The sequence below is a fragment of the Tychonema sp. LEGE 06208 genome (assembly GCF_015207505.1).
Lineage (GTDB): Bacteria > Cyanobacteriota > Cyanobacteriia > Cyanobacteriales > Microcoleaceae > Microcoleus.
This window is the reverse complement of sequence record NZ_JADEWT010000018.1, coordinates 14,320-36,001: the sequence shown is the minus strand read 5'-3', so window position 1 is coordinate 36,001 and position 21,682 is coordinate 14,320. Positions and strand designations below refer to the sequence as shown.

Annotated in this window: 20 protein-coding genes; 11 read left to right on the top strand and 9 right to left on the bottom strand. The window is 46.8% G+C overall.

Translation table 11 applies throughout. The features are described 5' to 3' along the window. Positions 1 to 603: 603 nt before the first annotated feature. Positions 604 to 1,254: an ATP-binding protein gene (locus IQ263_RS07295; RefSeq protein WP_194066842.1), complete on the bottom strand. Its 651-nt coding sequence runs from the start codon at positions 1,252 to 1,254 to the stop codon at positions 604 to 606. A 296-nt stretch (positions 1,255 to 1,550) separates the two neighbouring features. Between IQ263_RS07295 and IQ263_RS07290 the strand changes: the two genes are divergently transcribed. The 3 genes from IQ263_RS07290 (at position 1,551) to IQ263_RS07280 (ending at position 2,875) form a co-directional block, all read left to right on the top strand. Beyond that, a complete protein-coding gene (locus IQ263_RS07290; RefSeq protein ID WP_194066841.1) occupies positions 1,551 to 1,697 on the top strand; it encodes a hypothetical protein in 147 nt (48 codons plus the stop codon). Between the two features lie 41 nt (positions 1,698 to 1,738). Then, on the top strand, positions 1,739 to 1,972 hold the full coding sequence (locus tag IQ263_RS07285; protein ID WP_194066840.1) for a hypothetical protein: 234 nt from the start codon (positions 1,739 to 1,741) through the stop codon (positions 1,970 to 1,972). Between the two features lie 162 nt (positions 1,973 to 2,134). Beyond that, entirely contained in the window at positions 2,135 to 2,875 is a 741-nt protein-coding gene (locus IQ263_RS07280) for a pentapeptide repeat-containing protein (protein ID WP_194066839.1), read from the top strand. Between the two features lie 215 nt (positions 2,876 to 3,090). On the opposite strand, the gene IQ263_RS07275 is transcribed toward IQ263_RS07280, so the two are convergent. Further along, complete coding sequence (locus tag IQ263_RS07275; protein ID WP_194066838.1) at positions 3,091 to 4,005, bottom strand: alpha/beta hydrolase; 915 nt, start codon at positions 4,003 to 4,005, stop codon at positions 3,091 to 3,093. A 121-nt stretch (positions 4,006 to 4,126) separates the two neighbouring features. Further along, a complete protein-coding gene (gatA, locus tag IQ263_RS07270; protein ID WP_194010601.1) occupies positions 4,127 to 5,587 on the bottom strand; it encodes an Asp-tRNA(Asn)/Glu-tRNA(Gln) amidotransferase subunit GatA in 1,461 nt (486 codons plus the stop codon). A gap of 218 nt (positions 5,588 to 5,805) precedes the next feature. Between gatA and IQ263_RS07265 the strand changes: the two genes are divergently transcribed. The 4 genes from IQ263_RS07265 (at position 5,806) to IQ263_RS07250 (ending at position 9,166) form a co-directional block, all read left to right on the top strand. Beyond that, positions 5,806 to 6,258 (top strand): helix-turn-helix domain-containing protein, encoded by a 453-nt coding sequence (locus tag IQ263_RS07265; RefSeq protein ID WP_194010600.1) that lies wholly within the window; start codon positions 5,806 to 5,808, stop codon positions 6,256 to 6,258. A 307-nt stretch (positions 6,259 to 6,565) separates the two neighbouring features. Continuing rightward, a complete protein-coding gene (locus IQ263_RS07260) occupies positions 6,566 to 7,870 on the top strand; it encodes a serine hydrolase (RefSeq protein WP_194066837.1) in 1,305 nt (434 codons plus the stop codon). Then, on the top strand, positions 7,836 to 8,072 hold the full coding sequence (locus IQ263_RS07255; RefSeq protein WP_194066836.1) for a hypothetical protein: 237 nt from the start codon (positions 7,836 to 7,838) through the stop codon (positions 8,070 to 8,072). Before IQ263_RS07260 ends, IQ263_RS07255 begins: the two co-directional genes overlap by 35 nt. A gap of 269 nt (positions 8,073 to 8,341) precedes the next feature. Then, on the top strand, positions 8,342 to 9,166 hold the full coding sequence (locus IQ263_RS07250; protein ID WP_194066873.1) for an alpha/beta fold hydrolase: 825 nt from the start codon (positions 8,342 to 8,344) through the stop codon (positions 9,164 to 9,166). Positions 9,167 to 9,487: 321 nt separating this feature from the next. Here IQ263_RS07250 and IQ263_RS07245 read toward each other — a convergent pair whose 3' ends face one another. From IQ263_RS07245 to IQ263_RS07235, 3 genes are all read right to left on the bottom strand, one after another. After that, positions 9,488 to 9,766, bottom strand: coding sequence for a DUF1816 domain-containing protein (locus IQ263_RS07245; protein ID WP_194066835.1), 279 nt, complete (start codon positions 9,764 to 9,766; stop codon positions 9,488 to 9,490). A gap of 478 nt (positions 9,767 to 10,244) precedes the next feature. After that, positions 10,245 to 11,774: a 23S rRNA (guanosine(2251)-2'-O)-methyltransferase RlmB gene (rlmB, locus tag IQ263_RS07240; RefSeq protein WP_194066834.1), complete on the bottom strand. Its 1,530-nt coding sequence runs from the start codon at positions 11,772 to 11,774 to the stop codon at positions 10,245 to 10,247. 534 nt (positions 11,775 to 12,308) lie between these two features. Beyond that, on the bottom strand, positions 12,309 to 12,764 hold the full coding sequence (locus IQ263_RS07235) for a Mini-ribonuclease 3 (protein ID WP_194010595.1): 456 nt from the start codon (positions 12,762 to 12,764) through the stop codon (positions 12,309 to 12,311). 45 nt (positions 12,765 to 12,809) lie between these two features. Between IQ263_RS07235 and IQ263_RS28290 the strand changes: the two genes are divergently transcribed. Continuing rightward, the gene (locus tag IQ263_RS28290) at positions 12,810 to 13,067 is read left to right on the top strand and encodes a hypothetical protein (protein WP_228049864.1); all 258 of its coding nucleotides are present in this window, start codon (positions 12,810 to 12,812) and stop codon (positions 13,065 to 13,067) included. A 78-nt stretch (positions 13,068 to 13,145) separates the two neighbouring features. Here the strand turns inward: IQ263_RS28290 and IQ263_RS07230 are convergent, their stop codons facing one another. Beyond that, complete coding sequence (locus IQ263_RS07230; protein ID WP_194010594.1) at positions 13,146 to 13,502, bottom strand: STAS domain-containing protein; 357 nt, start codon at positions 13,500 to 13,502, stop codon at positions 13,146 to 13,148. Positions 13,503 to 13,942: 440 nt separating this feature from the next. Beyond that, complete coding sequence (gene carA / locus IQ263_RS07225) at positions 13,943 to 15,094, bottom strand: glutamine-hydrolyzing carbamoyl-phosphate synthase small subunit (protein WP_194066833.1); 1,152 nt, start codon at positions 15,092 to 15,094, stop codon at positions 13,943 to 13,945. A gap of 388 nt (positions 15,095 to 15,482) precedes the next feature. Between carA and IQ263_RS07220 the strand changes: the two genes are divergently transcribed. Next, positions 15,483 to 16,181, top strand: coding sequence for a retropepsin-like aspartic protease family protein (locus tag IQ263_RS07220; protein ID WP_370589023.1), 699 nt, complete (start codon positions 15,483 to 15,485; stop codon positions 16,179 to 16,181). Positions 16,182 to 16,450: 269 nt separating this feature from the next. On the opposite strand, the gene trpD is transcribed toward IQ263_RS07220, so the two are convergent. Then, positions 16,451 to 17,566: an anthranilate phosphoribosyltransferase gene (trpD, locus tag IQ263_RS07215; RefSeq protein WP_194066832.1), complete on the bottom strand. Its 1,116-nt coding sequence runs from the start codon at positions 17,564 to 17,566 to the stop codon at positions 16,451 to 16,453. A gap of 5 nt (positions 17,567 to 17,571) precedes the next feature. Here trpD and IQ263_RS07210 point away from each other — a divergent pair, with 5 nt between their 5' ends. Then, the gene (locus IQ263_RS07210) at positions 17,572 to 17,718 is read left to right on the top strand and encodes a hypothetical protein (RefSeq protein WP_194066831.1); all 147 of its coding nucleotides are present in this window, start codon (positions 17,572 to 17,574) and stop codon (positions 17,716 to 17,718) included. An 871-nt stretch (positions 17,719 to 18,589) separates the two neighbouring features. Further along, positions 18,590 to 21,574 (top strand): PAS domain-containing sensor histidine kinase, encoded by a 2,985-nt coding sequence (locus tag IQ263_RS07205; protein WP_194066830.1) that lies wholly within the window; start codon positions 18,590 to 18,592, stop codon positions 21,572 to 21,574. Positions 21,575 to 21,682 lie beyond the last annotated feature (108 nt).

The following is a 21,682-nucleotide window of genomic DNA, read 5'->3' as shown; positions in this document are numbered from 1 at the left end:
TATCATGTACCGTCGCGCAATCAACAAAGTTCGTAATGCGGACACCATGACGCACTACGAACCGTTTTTATTGTGGTAATCGACCGGATACGATCTGACAGATGAGGGCGACTTACCTGGAATGCAGAGAATGGTCGCAATCAATAGTGTTTTTTAAATTTATCCCTAAAAGGGAGAGGCTTTCAATCAATTATTTTTTGTCATGAGCCAGATATTGCGATCGAATTAAAAAATATTCACAATAATTTTTAATTTTTCATCTTTAACTTGACCAGCCCCAAAACCGATACCGTGCTGCATAGGACGGTCGTGAATTTTCCCAAATTTTAGACTCAAGTTCCCGACTTGGTGATTCGCGGCGCTGCAAGTAAATCTCTCATTCTTCAATTCTTTAATCTAAAATATACTGACATATCGACCCGTTGCTCTAGAACTGCTACAGACTCACCCAAGCTCCTAGCTGAAAACCAAAGTTGCAGCAGGTCGTCAGTATTCAAGACCCTTCACCTACGCGAAGACAAAACCCGTAACTCTTCCCCTGACACCGTTTTTAGCATAACACATCTTCAATTGTTCCAATCTTTTAATTGTCCCTCTACCCCACTACCCAGCAATTAAAAGCCGATACATATCCAAACTTTTTGCTCTGCTAGGAATCAAGCAAAGATAGTTCAAAACTTCTAAATCCAAGCTTGGTTTTCTATCTGCTGCAATAATTTCCTTGAGCTTAGCATCAAAATCAAAACTCGGGCCGCAATCCCAAACTTTGAGTTCCAAGTGTCCGTCAAACACGGTAATTTCTAGTTGAACGGGAGTTTCTACTGGCAGATTTTTGTGAGCGTGGCGAACTGCATTAATAAAACCTTCAGCTAAAGCTAACTGAAGCTGGAACCAAACTTCATTGGGTAGCGATAAATCTTTTAATTGCTCAAACCAATCCATAACTATAGTTAAAGCATTGACATCTGTGTTGACTTGCAGGCTCATGTTTTGAACAGAAGTTTCGTAAAGCTCTGCTTCCTGGTCTGTTTCATTCTGCCAATCCCATCTATTTAATAAATTCATTAATCCATCTAAAGCTTTAGAATTTTTTTTATTTGGCTCTTTATTGCGACCTTCTACTTCGTAACTTTTGCTGAGTGACAAACAATTTTGACCGTCGAGAGTCCGGGTGTAGCTTAACTCGTCTGCAATCTGCCACATCAGTTTGATGCCTCTGCCACTTTCGGCCAGTTCGTCTATGTTGTTCAACATTTATTTTCCCTGTGTAAAAGTATTAATTTTTAGCGATTTTCAGACCGGGTGAGCCAAGTTGTTGTATTTTATACTTGCTTGCTCGGTATTATTTCGCGCTCACACCAGAATGCTATCTTTTTTATAGAACGTAAGGCATCAGCAATATGTCTTAAGAGTCTAAGCCAATTGGCTTATTTACCGATCGCCTGTACGGAGAAAGTTCGCCCCCCTGAGCAAAATCTTGCTGCCGCGAGTACCAATATTTATGCAATGCCCCCCGCCAGCTATTTGTCCCAGCCGTCGCCAGCTCAAAAATGCAACGCATTCAGCGCCCGCACAGCTACGCTCCTGTGGAAGTTGCAAGGGAGTGTAGCTGTGCGCGAGCTCATCCTAAAAGCCTAGGTAATATCCGCAAGTGCGATCGCGCCGACCAATCTTACACCGTCAGCGCACTAGACTAGGACTGGCACCAACAACCCGGTTTCTGTGAGAAATATTGGGTTTGACAGCGCCAAATCAACCGATAAACCCTATTTTTAGCCCGCGCGTCATTCTAGCAGACGACTCGGCGCGCGATCTCCAAGACTTACCAGACTTGGGCCAAGCCAAAGATAGTCTGTTATGTTCGAGAGAGAAAGAGATGAGCTGTTGTGCATCCCAATTGTGTATGGTGATTGAGGGAGAGAGGGGCTTGCTTCGGCTTGCTTCGGCTCCCTTCGGCTTCGCGATCGGGTAAAGACGGGGAGAAGGGGATAGGGAGAAAAGATTTTTGATCGATCGTCGAAATATACAATGTTTATTTGCACAACAGCTTAGAAGGTGAAAGAGGGAAAAAGAAAAAGGATTTGACAACGTTTGATTGGGAATTGAAATATACAATTTAAATGCGCTACACCTTATGACCAAAATCAAACTGACAATTCTAGCAGCTATATTACTACTTCCATTTTGTGCAGCCGTTCCCTTACAAGCTCAAAATCTGTCTTTAGTCAAGCGGCTGCTAGCAACCAGAGGATGTCCCGGATGCGACTTATTTGGTGCTTCCTTGAGCCGTGCAGATTTGTTCGGCGCTTCCTTGAGCCGTGCCACTCTCAGCAGGGCCGACTTAGTTGATGCCGACTTAACTGCGGCTGATTTAATTGAAGCTAATTTAAACAACGCCAACATGAGAAATGCCTTTTTGGCCTACGCTGACCTCAGCAAAGCCGACATGAGCAGGGCCGACATCAGGGGAGCAAGCTTAGAAAATGCCAACCTTAGCAATAGTTCTATTCAAGAAGCATCCCTCATGATGGCTAACTTAAAATGCAGTAATTTGAGCGCCGCTAAACTAAGTCGAACAGACTTGAGAAATGCTGATTTAAGTGGTGCAAATCTCAGCGGTGCCAACCTCCAAGAAGCCGATTTAAGTGGTGCAAATCTCAGCGGTGCTGACCTCAGAGCCGCCGATTTAACTGATGCGAGATTGAACAAAACTAATCTCACAGATGCCAATCTTTGCGGCGCAAAGATGCCGAATCGAAAAACCTCTCGGAAAGGCTGCGAAATTAATCAACAACAACCGATTATTACAAACAATTACTGTAATTACTGCTATCCTATCAAGGATTGGTGGCTGAATGTTTTAAGGTTGAATTAAGCGGTAGAATCTCTAGATATTCCTTTTTCCTGATTGGCGATCGCGCTTGAAAACCTAACAACCTGGTTTCTTGCTATATTTCTCGTTACCAAACCTAAAATTATAAGACACCCGGTTTCTCACCCCCCATGCGTCGCTAACTATTACCAACTCAACTGGTGCGCCGCGCATACCCTACAATAACTAGAATCACTGTTAGCGCCAACAACTTTTATCTATTTTGGAATATCCCAAAATTGGCTTAATCTTTGCAGATATTCTGCGCCGCCGATTTCTGCAACATTATTGTGACCTCCACCAGGAACCATGTAAAGCTGTTTGGGCTCTGGTGCTGCATCAAACAGTTTTTTGCTCATTGGGGATGGAACTACAGTATCGGCAGTCCCGTGAATAAATAGCACCGGCATTTGCAGGCGATCGACTTTTGATAGAGAATCAAACCGCTGAGTCAGCAAAAAATCGATCGGAAACATCCAAAACAGCCCTTGTCGGAAATCCACCATTTCCCGCACCGAAGTAAAAGAGCTCTCCACAATTAACCCCGCCGCCTCCGGGTGGCGCACTGCCAGATCGATCGCAATTGCCCCTCCCAAAGAATGCCCGTAGATATAAATTTGATTCGGGTGAATCCCGCGCTGTTTCACCAAATAATCCCAAGCAAATTCAGTATCCTCATACACCCCAGATTCGCTCGGAAAATCGCCCTGGCTTTTTCCGTAACCGCGATAATCTATCAAAAATACCGAAAAACCTAAGCGATGAAATCGATTAGCGTGTTCGACATTTGCTCCCACATTTGAACCGTTACCGTGCAGGTACAAAACTACCGATGGGTTAACCCGAGCGGCTTCACTTACTTCCCCCCGAACCTTGCGGGGGTTTTTCGAGGCAGGAATCCACCACCCGTGCACGGTTTCCACCGCACCTGTTTTAGTAGGAATTGGCAGCAAAACATCTTGATATTTCAACTGCCAATCATCTGGCGTAGTTTCGATCGCCCGCGCTGGAACAAAGATAAACTTACCTTGCGCGGCCCATAGAAACAGACAAACAGCAGAATAAGCGATCGCCAAAACTGTCCCAAAAGTTATTAGCGATTTAGACAATAGCAATACCAGAAAATTGTTCATAGAAAATAGGGCACGCTGGAAATTAGAGATCGGTCAACAGCTAAGGGCGAATGATTAATTCAAACAATTAGCCAAGATCGATTACTAACTTCCACCGTCCAGTTCCGCCAAGTTTGAAAAATTAATCCAAATCAGGGCGGTGCAAGTGCCAATTCGTAGACTGTTCGTAAGCATGAGCTACTTGAAACAACCGAGATTCTTGCAAAACATTACCAATCAGTTGTATGCCCACCGGCAGTCCTTTATCATCAAATCCGCAGGGCAAACTCAAAGCTGGCAAACCAGCCAGATTCACCGGAATAGTCATCAAATCTGACAAATACATACTCAGGGGATCGTTGAATTTTTCCCCGGCCTTAAAGGCCGTAGTCGGAGCAGTGGGACAGACCAAAACATCAACTTGAGAAAAAGCTTTTTCAAAGTCTTCTTTAATCAAAGTCCGAACTTTTTGAGCTTTGAGATAATAGGCGTCGTAATATCCAGCCGACAGCACGTAAGTGCCGATCGCAATCCGGCGTTTAACTTCCGCACCGAACCCTTGAGAGCGAGTTTTGGCATACATATCCAAAAGATTGTCGGCATCGGGCGATCGGAAACCGTATTTTACTCCATCATACCGCGCCAAATTTGCCGAAGCTTCCGAGGGAGCAATAATGTAGTAAGTGGGTAAACCGTAGCGGAAGCGGGGACAAGAAACGACTTGAATTTCTGCGCCCAATTGTTGAAATTGCTCGATCGCCTTAGTAACAGCGTCTTTAACCCCAGAGTCCAGCCCTACACCAAAAGTTTCTTTAATTACACCAATTCTAATCTGACCCTTCGGTCGCAAACTGGGTCTTAAAGCTTGAGCGTAGTCAGGAATTGGGACATTAAGACTCGTGGAATCTCTCGGATCGTAACCAGCGACGGCCCCCAACAAAATCGCCGCATCCTCAACAGTCCGACCAAAGGGCCCGATTTGATCCAGAGAAGAAGCATAGGCCACCAAACCGTAACGAGAAACCAACCCATAGGTCGGTTTCAGCCCCACCAAGCCACAAAAAGCAGCAGGTTGGCGGATCGAACCCCCAGTATCCGAACCCAAGCTCGCGACGCATTCTCCGGCGGCTACCGCTGCGGCAGAACCGCCAGAAGACCCTCCGGGTACGCGCTCCAAGTCCCAAGGATTCGCGGTAACTTGATAGGCAGAAGTTTCCGTCGAGCTCCCCATTGCAAACTCGTCCATATTCGCCTTACCCACAATCACCGCACCGGCGGCTTTGAGTTTGGAGACGACGGTTGCATCGTAGGGAGGCACAAAATTCTCCAAAATCCGAGAGGCGCAGGTTGTGGGAACGCCATCGGTACACATATTGTCTTTAACGGCGATCGGGATGCCGGCCAAGGGCCCAATTTCCTCACCGGCGGCGATTTGGGCATCCACTTTGTGGGCCTGGGCCATTGCGCTGTCTGCCGTCACGCACAGAAAGCTTTTCAACTTCGGCTCTAGCTGGGTAATTCGGTCTAATGTTTCTTGAGTAATTTCCACAGCAGAGCGTTCTTTATTGACCAGTTGTCGGTGCAACTCGCGGATGGATGCCATGCTCGTACCTTTATCATTTCTACTTTCGGCCACTTAGTCAATATAGCTGGCAATTGCACCTGGTTACAGCCCTTCCTCAACAGCGTCTATCTGCGCGCATCTACAGTCAAAAACAGCCACCTATTTGCCACCACGATCCCCAGGAAAAAAATTTCATCCGGAATTGTCCCCAAAACTAGAGATATATGCTAAGAAGTTCCCGATGCCCCGTTGGAGGAATGCCACCTAAAGCTCACCTAGAATCTCACCTGACGGCAGAGGAACTCAAACTTCGCTACCGGCAGGCACAAAACACCACAGAGTCCCGCCGCTGGCACTTGCTGCTGCTAGTTTCCCGAAATTGGACTATCAAAGAAGCAGCCCAAGTCGTAGGTCTCAACTACGACTACGCCAAAGAAATTGTCCAGCGCTACAACCGAGAAGGGCCTACCTCTGTGAGAAACCGCAGCGGAGACCGCAAGCCCCCTCCTGCAAAATCCTTGCTGAGTCCAGAACAGCAAGAAGAACTGCGACAAGCGCTGCAAGGCCCTGCCCCCGATGGCGGAGACTGGACAGGGCCTAAAGTAGCTCTCTGGATTGCCGAAAAGATCGGTATCGATCGTGTCTGGCCCCAACGCGGCTGGGATTACCTCAAGCGGTTGGGTGTTGACTGGCGGCGGCGCAAAAAGTAGATTGTTCGCAATATTTTAGAGGGAGTCGATCGCCATTGAGTGCGATCGATTCCCTTTATTTTGGCAGAAGTCATTAGTCAGCAGTCATTAGTCATTAGTCATTAGTCATTAGGCATTGGGAATTGGGCAAACAGGGCAAAAGAACAGGTGCGCCGCTCGATCGATTGTTGCTCTTTGTTGAGGATTGTCGATGTATCCGCACCCTACGGCTAAAATCCCAAATCCCAAATCTAAAATCTAAAATCGTTTGACTCTTGTAACAATAGCTGCTTAGATTGAATTTGGTTGTGTTGAGGATGTCGAATATATGCGAGGAATCGGGCGTTTTTTGTCGATCGCAAACAAGATGGCGGCAGTAGTCGCCGGCATCGGACTGGTTCAGGTGTTAACCATCACCAGTTCATTCTCTCAATCATCTAACCCGCGTTCCCTAGACGAACTCTACAAAATTCGCGATCGGCTCGTCACCGAATTAGAACAACCAGCCTCTCCCTCCCCAGAACCAACCCTGCTTTCCGGCTTAATTCCCCTCGGCGGCAATCCCCAAGAAAAACTGATACAACAGTTGCAAGCGGTAGATGTTCAAATATTAGTAGAACAGAGAGCTAACGACAATTTGCAGCAAGCAGTCCGCTTAGCCAACCGAGCCGTAGAAACTGGAAAACAGCAAAATCAGTCGATCGAATCTTCGCAACAAACTCAATTTTTGTGGCACCAGGCCCTCAACAACTTGCAGGAAGTTCCCCAAAATTCCTTTTTAGCTCCTTTCAAAGCATCAAAAGCTCAAGAATACCGGGAAAACTTCACAGCAGCCACCTCTCAAGTGCGGCAAGCAAAATCAGATTTTTTGGCTGAGGTGGCTCGCGAAAGCGGTTTGTCCGATCGAGCTTCGATCGGCATTTGCCACCTGTCGAGAGAGTGCGTCAACCTGCGGGGCGATGTGCCTCCTGCCAGCCCGGCCAGCTTAATTAAACTGCCGATTGCTGTCGCCTTGATGCAAAAAGTCGAACAAGAAAAAATTAGTCTAAACCAGGAAGTATTCGTCAATCGGGGCAACTTCACCGAAGACTCATCGACGAAGATTGTGTCCGCTAAAAATTACCCGTTGAAGACACTGTTAGAAGAAATGATCGATCGCAGCAGCAATACTGCTACCAATCAACTGATCGATTATGTCGGTTCCGATTACATCAATCAATTCTTGGAAAATCGCGGCTACCAAGTCACCCGCGTCAACTTCAAATTAATGGGGGAAAAAATTATGCCAGCCAACCCCGGTTCCGGCCCAAACCGCTTGACGGCTAACGAACTCACCGAAATGATGGTGCAAATTTACAACGGCGAAACACCCGGTGCTAAACTATTAGTAGAAACTCTCAACGGCCAGTACGATCGCGCTTTGGGATTTGCCGCCTTGCAAGGAACTAAAGTTCAGTGGTTGGGCGAAAAAACTGGCGAAAATTCCCTGGTGCTAGGCACAACTTTAGCGATGAATATTGACGGCGAAGCCTACGTGATGACTGTGATAGACAGTCGCAGCAGCGGCGATTTACAAATCCGCAACTCTATTTCTAAAATTGCCGATTATATTAGCAAAAATCCCAGTTTTTAACCACTCTGGAGCTAGGTTCACAATACGAATTTGGTTCAAGCATCAATCCTGGACGCTGCTAAAAGCTCATCCCACAAATCCTGCTTTTGATTGCTATAGCAACCGCCAACACGATCGAGAAGTTCCTTCTTCCCTCTTCTCTCTTCCTGATGACGTTGTACGGAAAGCTCGGAGGCGACAGCAAAACATGACTGATGACTGATGACTAATGACGTTGTAGGGAAAGCAGTTGTCAGTTGTCAGTTGTTACCAACAACAAAAAACAAAAAATAAAAAACAAATAACAAAAAATAAAAAACTAATAACTAATAACTAATAACTAATGACTAATGACTAATGACTAATAACTAATGACTAATGACTAATGACTAATGACTAATGACTAATGACTAATAACTAATGACTAATGACTAATGACTAATGACTAATGACTAATGACTAATGACTAATGACTTCTTCCTTCTCTTAAAAATGCCGCATCAAAAACTCAGTGTTTCTGTCAAAGGCGAAGGATTTCCTATTCTTTGCTTGCACGGACATCCCGGTTCCGGCGATTGTATGTCAGTGTTTACAGAACACCTCTCAAAGCGCTTTCGGACGATCGCCCCAGACTTGCGCGGCTACGGCAACAGCCGCACCTCCAATCCCTTTGAAATGACCGACCACCTCCTCGATTTAGAAGCACTTTTAGACCGATTGGGAGTCGATCGGTGTTTGGTTGTCGGATGGTCTTTGGGAGGGATTTTAGCCCTGGAATTAGCTATGAAATATCCCCAGCGAGTCACAGGTTTGATTGTGCTGGCATCGGCTGCCAAACCGCGAGGGAGTCACCCTCCGATATCTTGGCAAGATAACCTTTACACTGGTTTAGCCGGAATCATCAATTGGGTGATTCCCGGTTGGCAGTGGAATATTGATACTTTTGGCAGGCGATCGCTCTTTCGCTACTTGATCCAGCAGCATACAGCCACGCCTTACCGCTACTTGGCACGGGCAGGTACTCCCGCCTATCTCCAGACTTCCGGGGCGGCTACAAAGGCTTTAAATACCGCTCTCAGAGCCGGATACGATCGACTGCAGCATCTCGGCGACATTCAATGTCCCTGCTTGGTGCTGGCTGCTGAGGGCGATCGACACATCACCTCCGCATCCAGTTTAGAAACAGCCCGCCACCTCCGCGATTGTCAGTGGGAGTGTTATCGGAATACAGCCCATTTGTTTCCTTGGGAAATTCCCGATCGGGTAATCGCAGACATCGATCGCTGGATTGAGAGTAACCCCCAAGCAGTTAGCTAAAGTTATGAACTTATATCATGTCCAGTCGATTACCATCACAAAAACACTGCTAACCAATTTTATCGCTGTCAATCGACATGACATCAATTCCGGTTGCACTCATACATGATGTTAACTGTTAACAGTCAACAGTCAACAGTCAACAGTCAACGCCTGAATTTACTATTCTGATGAAGAGAGGATTTGATCTGACACGATATTATGTCTATCGTTTGCGTTTGCATCCGAATTAAAAAGTGCGATCGCCGAATCGTACTGTGGTATAATTCCGATGTTACCGGAACTTAATTTACAACTGGCGCACTCAAAATTTCCCTGCTTCTACTGACTGATCAAAGCAGGTAACAACCCTCCATCACCAAACTTTCCCAAATCATCTGCAACAGTCAAATTAATAGGTTTGCAGCGTTGAATCGAAACACCAACACCTTCTGCACCTTCATTTTCTATGTCTTCTACATAACCTGCTTTTGCAGCTTCCGCCTCTCCATCGGTCAAGAAGGGGCCAAAATAGTAAATGCACCGCGGCGTTGAAGTTTTAACTTCAACCCACCAAGCCAATCCGAAAACATTGAGCAAGCTAATCAAGAATTCTTTCATCTGCTTTTTTAATTTATTTGACGGTGTTTTCACGGTGCTGCGGGCAACACCTGCGCTTTTGTTATTTACTCGGCTGTGCCACTCCTACTAAAAACTCATTTAAACCTATTTAAAGCCGATATCTAAATAGATTTGCACGTAGGGGAAAGGCCCCTTCTACTTTCGCCGGAACAACTAACGAAAGCCGATCTGCTATCCTTACTTGTTCAGGGAATGCAGCCCCAAAATGAGGGGCTGCATTCACCTATTATTTTATCGCCTTAACTGCCGATCGACTGGGAACAACAAAAGTGGGTTGTAATCAGATTTATCTGTTGTTTATTCAGCTTGAATTCTAATTCAATTCCCGACATGGTGTTTTCCCAGATGACATTGTACCGGCATTGTCCTAGTAATGTGTAAGTAGCTACAGAGACCGATCGCCCGGATTGAGCTGCTTACATCAATTACTCTGTTGTACACTTTTTTTCAACGACCTTCAAGATCCGTGTACGTGAAACTTTTTGGGCCCCCGCTGGCGGTAAATTTCGTATAAAGCCATCCCCGTTGCTACCGACACATTCAGGCTAGGAGTCTTTCCCCTTAAAGGAATTGAAACTAATCCGTCGCAGCCGCGCTGTATCAAAAGGCTCAAACCATCAGCTTCACCGCCCACAACTAAAACAGTCGGCCCGGAGAACTTGATTGTCTCTACCGAGTCACCAACCCCTGCTGCAGTGCCGTAAATCCAGAATCCAGCCTCTTTCAATTCTTCCAGCGCCCGGTTAAGATTGACAACCCTCGCCACTGGCAGGTTTTCCAATGCCCCTGCTGCGACTTTTCTCACTGCCGAGGTAATCCCGACGGCCCGCCGCTGCGGAATCACAATGCCCTGAGTTCCTAACGCTTCTGCGGTGCGAACGATCGCCCCTAAATTGTGGGGATCGTTAAGTCCTTCTGCTACCACAATCACTGGATCTTGGCAAGCGGCCTTAGCATTGGCGATCAGGTCAGTCAAATCCAAGTATTCGTAAGCTGACACTTGGGCGGCTACACCTTGATGGTTTGCCTTCCGCGTGATGTAGTCGAGGCGCAAATCATCAACTTCATCGATGATGCTGCCGTTGGCCTTGGCTTCGGTTAGCAAGCTGTGAAAGCGCGGATCGTAGCGCAGGTGCGGGACAACCCAGATCCGGTTGAGCACTTGGTTGCTTTCTAAAGCCGCTTGCACTGCATGGCGGCCGTAAATCATGTCGTCTGTGTTTGCGTCTGGTTGCACGACGGTATTTGAGGCAGTGTCCACAGGGCGAGTGTCTGTCTCTTTGTCTCTGTCTCTGAAATGATAGCCCCGGAATTCCCGCGGGCTGCTATCTCCGTCTCTGTTTTTGTCTTTGTCTCTGTCTTTGTAAAAATTGCCCCGGGAATCCTGCGGGCTGCTGTCTCTGTTTTTGTCTCTGTCTCTGTCTCGGAAATTGTTGCGGGCTGGCTGCGGGCTGCTGTCTCTGTCTCTGTCTCGGAAATTGTTGCGGGCTGGCTGCGGGCTGCTGTATCCGTCTCTGTCTCTGTCTCGGAAATTGTTGCGGGCTGGCTGCGGGCTGCTGTCTCTGTCTCGGAAATTATTGCGGGCTGGCTGCGGGCTGCTGTCTCTGTCTCGGAAATTATTGCGGGCTGGCTGCGGGCTGCTGTATCCGTCTCTCTCTCCGTCTCTGTCTCTGTCCCTGTCTCTGTAAAAATTGCCGCGGGATTCCTGCGGGCTGCTGTCTGCGTCTCTGTCTTTGAACTGTCGGCGCGCGGAGGGTTGGCCGTCGCCATCGACATTCCGTTTGAAAATTGCTCGCACGGGCATTTCTCGGGATTGGGGAGAGAAAGTCGATCGCTTTTGAGGCGCTTCTACTCCGCGAGTGTCGGGAGAGGGCTTGCGTTCAAAGCGGGGAGAGGAGGATTGCGAGTCTTGACGGCGGCCTTCGCTTCTGAATGGCTTGCTGTCGGAATTCGATCGCGAGGAGTTTGGTTTGGTAAATTTTCTCATGGGTTTATGATTGCAGTTAGAGCGATTTGAGATTTGAGATTTTGGCTTGAGAAACCAATCTTAGGAATTTGGGATTTGAGATTGGCAGGTTTGGGATCAAAGATTTTTCTGGTGAAAGTTGCTAGTTGATAAGTTTGATCTGCATACATAAATTTCGATCGATCTGTTAAGCGCAGATTGCAAGCGGATACACACAGAGGGACGCAGATAATTCATTGGAGTCTGGGATGCACAGTGCAACTGAAGTCTAATCACTCCATCGGTAGCGACAGTTTTTAGGTGGTAGTCACAAAACGCAAGTCCTAAGCCGATTCGTGACCTCAGACACCCGGTTTCTTCCGATATTTATTGTCAAGCGCCACTAAATTTTCTCGACAACCGGGTTTCTAGCCCCCGCTCGATCGTAATCCCTGAAACTGTCGCTACGTATCGATCGCCGGTCGATCCTGTTTGCGCCATCGATTTTTGGGCTTTTTTAGGTAGGTTTGCGGTGGAATTAATGATTAATCCGCTGTCCTTCGCAACTATTAACTGCTAGATACTTTCAGTTTCTAGCTCTAAAAGTCCCAAAATTTCCGTCAATCTTTCGGAATCGGTGAGGTACAAATATCCGACCAAAGTTTCTAAGCTGCTGGCTTGTTGGTAAATCTCTGGATCGGCTCGCTTGGAACGGCCGGATACGGCATTGCGCCCGCGCTTGACAATTGCTAATTCTGTACTGTTCAAATAAGGAGAGATCGATCGCAAGTGACGCGCTTGAGTTTCGGCTCGTACTTGTCCCACCACCAATTCGTGATAAGCTTGCAATCTTTTCGGCGGTACTAAGTACGAGCTCCTAATGTAGAGTTCGTATACTGCATCTCCCAAATATGCCCAGGCGGAGGGCGATATCCTTTCTATTTCTGCTGGTGTCGCCCTCTCCGCATACTGTCGATTTAAACTGATATCAGTCAGGCTCAATTTGAGTCCATCATCTGCGGTAGGCGACATACTTTTTTAAATAAAACTTCCGCACAGCTTGGTTGTTCTAGTCCTTTGACATTTTTGTCTTCGATCGCGCTAGGCAATTATAGCTTTCACAGGATTGCGAGCATCTCGATCGCGAAAAAGCTCTCTAATTTGCCGATCGCGATCGCACCGACTCAAAAACACTTTTTACACTTATCGCAACGCTCCCCTTCTTATACCATTTTTCTGTCTGTTTGCCACACATATTTTGCTGTTCCTCCACCGGATCTCAAAGTATCAGGGGAATTTGCAGCTTGCGCGTGTCGCAGCTTCTCGGAAAATTAGTATTTTTTTGCCCGTAAAACTATAAAAATTTGCTATCCAGCGTTGAGAACCGGATAGCTAATTAAATCCACCTTTGCATCAAGTATCCTTGACGTTTTTTACCGCATCATCAACCGTTGGCTGCAAAGACAAAAATTTCTCTAAGCGAACCAGTTTAACAGTCTGAGTTACACGGGGATTTGAGACAATTTGCAATGTTCCTTCCAAGGTTTGGGCTTTCTTGACAAGTTGTACAAGTGCGCCCAAGCCGGAACTGTCCACAAAGTCTATTTTAGACAAGTCCAAAATTACGTGTTTTGGGCCATCGTCTATACATTTGCTTATTACCTTCCGAAAAGTGGCCTCAGAAAAAGCGTCGAGCAGGCCAGTCAGGCGAAATAACTGATAGTTATTCTTGACTTCGCGAGTGCCTCTGAGGCTAACGGTCAGGGTCAATGGCTCAGAAATGACACCCTCCTAGCTAAATATGACTAAAAGTCGAGGCTTCATTATAGGAGTTTTTTGGTTTTTTGTCTACAGTTTTTTGGTGGTCAGCGATCGGTCAGGAGTCGTTAGTCATTAGTCAGAGGCTCTCTACACCAAGAGCCTTTGAGAGACGAGCAATTGCAAAAATAGCTATGACGGGCGAGGAGGATCGTCCCACAAAAATGATTTTTTCTTGTGGGGAGTAGGGTTCGCCGTCCCGCCTGCTGGAAAATTCGCTCAAAACAACTGAGGCAATTCCAGCCCGATGACTGCGGACTGATGACCAATAACCGAAAGCCAGGGGGGACAGCACTAATGACTAATGACTAATGACTAATGACTAATGACTAATGACTAATGACTAATGACTAATGACTAATGACTAATGACTAATGACTCCCCAAAGATGGCTAAGCTGTGATTTTCTGATGGTCTCGCATGGACTGCACGAATCGATCGAACAAATAGTCAGCGTCGTGCGGGCCCGGACTGGCTTCCGGGTGGTACTGGACTGAGAACATCGGCAAGGTTTTGTGCTTCAATCCGGCTACGGTGCGATCGTTCAAATTGAGATGAGTAATTTCTACTTCCGGGACTAGGGAATCCGGGTCGATCGCAAAACCGTGATTTTGGCTAGTAATTTCTACTTGCTGGGTTAAACCCGCAGGATGATTCAAGCCCCGGTGGCCGAACTTGAGTTTAAAAGTTTCCGCACCCAAGGAAATCCCCAGTACCTGGTGTCCCATGCAAATGCCGAACACGGGTTTGTCTGACTTCAACAAAGCTCTAGCCGTCGCGATTCCTTCAGTTACCGCCGAGGGATCTCCCGGGCCGTTGGACAGAAAAATGCCGTCCGGGTTGTATTTGAGAATTTCCTCCGCCGACGTGTCAGCGGGTACAACAATTACCCGACAGCCGTAACTCGCCAAACGCCGCAGAATATTGCGCTTGATCCCAAAATCGATCGCCACCACCGTCCACATTTCGCCGCTGGCCGGTTGGACTGTCGGACTGAACTCCCACACCGAGTCCGTGGCTTCCGACCACTCGTAAACCTTGCGGGTGGTCACTTCCCGAACCAGATTCAGCCCGGCCATACTGGGAGCGTTTTGGACTTGCTCCAACAGCTCTGCCTGGTCGAGAATCACTGTCGAGATGCCGCCGTTAATCGCTCCCACAGTGCGAATTTTGCGGGTGAGGGCGCGGGTGTCGATGCCGTAAAGGCCGGGGATATTGTGCTGTTTTAGGTAGTCTTGCAGGGATTGCGAGCAGCGCCAGTTGCTGGGGCGGCTGCATAGGTTACGGGCGATCGCACCTCGAATTTGCGGCCGCGAGGATTCTTCGTCTTCGAGATTTACCCCGGTATTACCCAATTCTGGATAAGTAAAAGTGACAATTTGACCGCAATAGCTAGGATCGGTCAAGACTTCTTGGTAGCCTGTCATTCCCGTATTGAAAACTACCTCGCCGACGACGGTGGCGTCAGCGCCAAACGACCAGCCGCGGTAAGCAGTACCGTCAGCCAGGACTAGGAGAGCGGGTTTTGCTGTTGAAAGTGACATGGCATCCTTAATTACTTTACGTTTAGTTTCATTTCATTTTTATCCCGACTGGGGGCTTTTGGCCGATCGACCAAATAGACCTCTCCCACAATGATTGTGGAACAGGCATCCTGCACGTTCAAAACAGTCTTTTTGGCAGATGTCTCATAAAAATCTCATTTTATTTTCATACAGTAATTTCCTGCTGTATTTTTTTTTACGGTTTATAGCTCAATCTCGTAAAAATTTATATTACGTGCTTTGGTACTTTTGACTTAGGAACCTTCCAGTCTCAATTACTGAAACAAATTGTTTGTCATTTGTCAAGCATTTTGTGACATACCGCCCTCATCAGACAAAAATACAAGCTGAAATCCCCAAACTGTCAGCGCTAAATCTATACTCAAAGGTGGTTGTCGTTGTTACGATCGACAAACAAGCGTTTAAACAAACTATGGTCAGCAAATCTCCCTTGCCTTTACTCTCCAACTCAAAAAAGCCTCTGCTGAGCGAAAAACTCCGCAAACCTTTACTGCTTTTAACAGCAGTTATTTCTCTGAGCAGTTCAATTTTACTTGACACTGCAGTCAACTCGTCGCCAGCGACTGCTCAAGAGAGCGAGGGATGCTTCATGCGTAACGACCGCGGCCAAACAATTAGCTTGAGCCGCTCTGTCTGCGGTTTTATGCCCCAAGAATTGGCTCCTGCAGGTTCGTCTGATACTAAGGCTAATACTAAATCGGGAGTATTTCTGGTCAAAATTAAACGCCGAGAAGCTAATATCCCAGTGATAGAAGTCACGTTTAACGGCACGCAAAAGTTTGAAATGATGGTGGATTCTGGAGCAAGCCGCACAGTAATTACGCCAGCAATGGCTACTGCTTTGAAGATAGTTCCTCAAGGAAGCGTGCAAGCCAAAACTCCCAACGGAGTGGCTACTTTTCCTCTGGGCAATCTTACTTCGATCGAAGCTGGCGGTTTGGCGATTACAAATGTAGTTGTACCGATATCGCCCGCACTAGACATCGGGCTGCTGGGTCACGATTTTTTTGGTAATAAAGATGTGACTATTAAGCAAGATGTGATTGAATTTCGATCGCGCTCTTAAAGTGGAGTCATTAGTCATTAGTCATTAGTCATTGGTCATTGGTCATTGGTCATTAGTCATTGGTCATTAGTCCGAGCGTGCGAATACCTTAAGAGTTCGCTGGGTTTTGCAAACAGTTGATCCCTGCGTAATGGTTCGAGTTTGCTCGATCGCCAGAAGCGAGAGACGATCGCAAATTGTGCATCTCATTCTTCCCTCCTCTGGCCTCTAACCTCTTTTTTCAACATCTGTTAAATCAGCCAATTGCATCAGATGCCGAACTTCTTCCTTCACCGCAAAAACTCAATTAACTGCTGCAATTTCAACCAAGATTCGCCGCTCGATAAAATCTCCTTAGCCAAATCAACTCCTGCAGCGTGGGAACCCATAGGAATTGCACCCCCCACTTGAAAAGCTAAAGACGCATTCAAAGCTACAACATCCATTTGCGCTGCTGTACCTTTGCCTTGCAAAACATTCCGCAAAATCTCGGCGTTTTCCTCAACATTTCCACCTTTCAAGGAGCCGATCGCACTTGGTGTCAATCCTACCTGTTCCGGGTTTAAAGTAGTAAGTTCCACCTTGCCGCCCGACAAAATCGCCAAATCAGTCACATCACCCAAACCCGCCTCATCCAACTTTTCTCGGCCGTGCACCACTATCGCCAACTCAGTCCCCAACTCGCCCAAAGCTTGCGCCACAGTTGATACCATCCTGGGATCGAACACCCCGATTACCTGCCCATCCGGGCGCAGAGGATTGACGAGAGGCCCTAAAAGGTTAAAAACAGTCCGCACCTTCAAAGTGCGCCGGAGCGATGCTACAGCCTTGAGTGCTGGATGCCACCCTGGCGCAAATAAAAAAGTGATCCCTACCGAGTCTAAAGCAGCTTTTACCTTCTCCATATCGGCGTTGAGGTTGACTCCGAGTGCTTCTAGCACGTCAGCAGAACCGACTTTGCTCGATGCCGATCGATTTCCGTGTTTGGCGACTCGCACTAGGCCTGCGGCGGCAACAAAAGCTACAGCCGTGGAAATGTTAAATGTGGAAGCGCCATCACCGCCGGTGCCGCAAGTATCAATTAATTTAAGATTTGAACTCCGAGATTGGCGATCGAAAACACTTTCTGACTCGCCTGCGAGGGACTCAAACTGCAATACCTGAGCCATTCCCGCCAATTCTTGAGCAGAAATGCCTTTAGCTTGGAGAGCTGCTAAAATCGCGCCGGAAAGTGCCGGGGGTATAGCTTCTGCTAGCCATCCCTGCATTAAGTCGGTGGCTTGGGCGCGCGAGAGAGATTGTCTGTCTAACAGTTGTTGTAGCAGGGCTGGCCACAGAGGAGAATCCGCTGTCAAAGTTGAAGCTGTGGCTATATCTAGTGTTGCGAGTACGGGAGAATCTGTCATTTATCGTGTTAGTCAAATTTAGCCCGATCGAGCTTAGCGGCCAAACCGAGAATCGATCGGCATTTTACCAGACTTACACCATGTTCAATTTTTGCGCGGGAGATTTTAGAATTGGCAATGACTTACTGCACAATGGTTTAGAGCGTCCTTAAAATTACATCTTGTTTGGGAAACTGCCCAAATCTCACGCTATTTTGCACCCAGGGATCGGATTTTGGCCCCTGATATTAGCAGCGTTACATCATTTGTCCGCCCGCAGCAGCCGAATATGAAGTTTTTGATACAACAATTGCCCTCTTGTTATGGCAACTTTAAAGGGAAACGCGCGATCGTGCAACTACCAGCAGTCCGCTGTATTATATCTCACTAAAAATAATTAACAGTAACCGAGAGCACCAACGGATACAAGTTTCCGACAAAAGTTGTGGATACCCCAAAATTTTAGGTCAGAGCGACAGTCACAGATTCACTGCGCCGCAAGTCAATGATTCGATCCAAAATCTTCAATCTCCCAATCGACAGCACAGCACCCACAGCCGTTCAGTTGATACCCGCAGGTTAGTCACAGGAGAGAGAGTCGATCGAACTTTGACCCAAACCTTAAAAATAAACTCTTGCGGTTGTAGAAGTAGCTGCCTCTGATTATAGTAAAACAGCATCGCCACTAACTTATTTCAGGGTACTTAACTGCTAATATATTCAGACAGATTTCAAGGAGCAGGTTGGTAATCGAGGAACTCGCCCGTCTGAAGGCCAGCCAAATCTTAAAAAAAGACAAACCCAGTCAACTAAACTTGCCTCAATAACATCTAACATCTAACATCTAACAGCCCTGCAGGAGAAATGAATCAACATACTTGTATAATTGCAGCCCCGGACACAAACCAATCGCCAAGCTGTGTGGGCGATCGCTTTTTTTTTTCCATCGGACGGCACAGTATTCTCCTGCCTAGTTAACGGTTCATACTTAACAGGAATATCCTAAAAAAAATCAACTCAAATATGAGAGCAGGGGATTCAATAGTGGCAAATCAACAATTACAAAATAAAGCAATAGAATGCCTGAATGTCCAGGAGGCGCTGCAGCAAATGGAAGCAAAATATTACAGTATGTTTGAAAATGCTGTTTCCGGCATTTTCCAGACCACACCCGAAGGGCGTTACCTCAGCGCTAATCCCGCTTTGGCTCGGATTTACGGGTACAATTCCCCAGCAGAATTGATGGGGAACCTGACCGATATCAGCGATCAGCTTTACGTCAATCCCGATCGCCGCAGCGAGTTTGTTTCGGCTTTACAAGCGCGCGGCATCGTATCGGATTTTGAATCGCAGATTTATCGCCGAGATGGCGCAGTAATTTGGATTTCGGAAAATGCGCGAGCAGTCCGCGATTCCGACGGCAAATTGCTTTATTACGAAGGGTTTGTCGAAGATGTTACTCAGCGCAAAAATGCAGAAACTGCACTGCGAGAGAGTGAAGAACGCCTGCGAATGGTAATAGAAGGCGTTAAAGATTATGCTATATTCATGTTAGATACTAAGGGATATGTAGCTAGCTGGAATTCCGGCGCTAAAAGAATTTTGGGGTATGAAGCCAGCGAAATAGTAGGCAAAAACTCGGAGTGCTTTTATACGCCTGAAGATATTAAAATTGGCAAACAGCAAGAAAAATTAGCCACAGCTACCGCAGCAGGTAGATATGAAAGTGAAAGCTGGCGGTTCCGCAAAGATGGCTCTCGATTTTGGGCGAAGATTATTGTGACTCCTTTGCGGGATGAAAGCGGAGAGTTGCAAGGCTTTTCTCAAATCATGCAGGACATTACCGAGCAAAAGCGGACTGCAGAAGAAAAAATGCAGTTGATTGCTTCTTTGCAAGAATCGGAAAGGAAGTTTCGCACTCTCTACGAATCGACAACTGATGCGGTAATGCTGTTAGACGAACAGGGATTTTTGGATTGCAATCCAGCAACTTTAAAGTTGTTTGGCTGCAGCACAGAATCGGAGTTTTGCGGCAAGCATCCTTCGGCATTTAGCCCACCTTTACAACCGAGTGGAGAAGATTCTATGAGTCTGTCTCAAGAGCAAATTAATACGGCAATCACCACAGGAAGTTGCCGTTTTGACTGGCTGCACCGACGTTTGGACGGTTCCGAGTTTCCGGCGGAAGTGCTGCTAACTTCTATGGATATCGGCGGCAAAATTGGGCTGCAAGCTGTGGTGCGCGATATCACTTATCGGGTGCAAGCCCAGGAAAATTTGCAGCGGGCTAACGAGGTTTTGGAATGCCGGGTTAAAGAGCGGACAAGTCAGTTAGAAGCAGCTATTAAACAGTTGCGTTTGTCGGAGGAAAAATTTTCTAAAGCTTTTCGATCTAGTCCAGATCCGATGACTATTACTACTTTCTCAGGCAATTTTATTGAAGTTAATGATAGCTTTTTAGCGATGACAGGCTACAGTTTAGCAGAAACTATTTACCATACAGTAGATGATTTAAATATTTGGGTGAAGCCAGAAGAACGAGTTAATTTTAGGAAAATATTGCAAGAAAAATATATTGTTCGCAACCAGGAATGCGAATTTCGGGTGAAGTCGGGATCGGTGGTGGTGTGTTTGCTCTCAGCAGAGTTGATTGATTTGGAGGGCGAACTTTGTATGCTGGGGGTGATGACGGATATTACCGATCGCAAACGTGCAGAAGAAGCCCTGCGGGAAAGCCAGCGGGCACTGGCGACGCTGATGAGCAATTTGCCCGGGATGGCCTATCGTTTTCGCAATGATGCCGATCGCAGTATGGAGTTTGTCAGCGAAGGTTGCTATCAATTATCCGGCTATTCTCCTGAAGAATTTATCGGCACCATGCAAATTTCTGTATCGGAATTAACACACCCGGACGATCGCGATATTTTGTGGAATGCCATTCAAATAGCCTTGGCAGAAAATCGCCCCTATCAGCTAAATTATCGAATAACTTGTAAAAACGGCGAATTAAAATGGGTTTGGGAGCAAGGTTTGGGAGTGTATTCCGACTCTGGAGAATTGATAGCTTTAGAAGGGTTAATTACTGATATTTCCGAGCAGAAACGCAGTGAAGAAGCTTTGCTGCAGTCGCAAACAGAGTTAACTCAACAAAAACTTCAGCTAGAACATACTTTGCACGAATTGCAGCAAACTCAAGCGGTATTGATTCACACCGAAAAAATGTCTACACTCGGTCAAATGGTAGCAGGTGTCGCTCACGAAATCAACAATCCCGTTAGCAGCGTCTGCGGCAATCTCGTCCACGTCGGCCACTACACCGAAGATTTGCTAAATTTGATCGATATGTACCAGCAGCACTGCCCGCAGCCGCCCGCACCAATTCAAAATAAAATTGAGGAAATCGAGCTAGAGTTTCTGTTAGAAGATTTGCCAAAAGCGATGTCCTCGATGCAGATTGGGGCCGATCGCATTCGGGAAATCGTGCGCTCTCTCAGAAATTTCTCTCGCAAAGACGATTCTCAAATGAGCAAAGTCAACCTGCACGAAGGCATTGAAGGAACACTGCTAATCCTGCAAAGCCGGTTGAGGGCGCGCGGCAACTATCCCGAAATTGCAGTAATTAAGGACTATGGAAATTTGCCTTTGGTTGAGTGCTATTCGGGTAAAATAAATCAGGTATTTATGAATTTGATCGGAAATGCGATCGATGCGATCGAGGAATACAACGCAGGGCGTTCAGTAGAGGAAGCCCAAGCTAACCGCAGCAAAATTAAAATTAGGACAGAAGTCCAAAACTCCAACGCTGTAATTCGGATTTCTGACAACGGCCCAGGGATGCCGGAAGAAGTTTGCCAGCAGTTATTCGAGGCCTTTTTTACCACCAAACCCGCCGATAAAGGCACTGGTTTGGGCCTGTCAATTTCCTATAAAGTTGTCCGAGAACACGGAGGCACGCTGAGTTGCGTGTCTGCACTCGGTCAAGGAGCCGAATTTATCATAGAAATGCCGATCGAGCAAAATAGTTATTAGTTATTAGTTATTGGTTATTGGTTATTGGTTATTGGTTATTGATACCAAATCCGGGTTTTGGATATCCTTTATGAACCAGTCGGTGCAGGCCGACTTTGTTTGACAAGG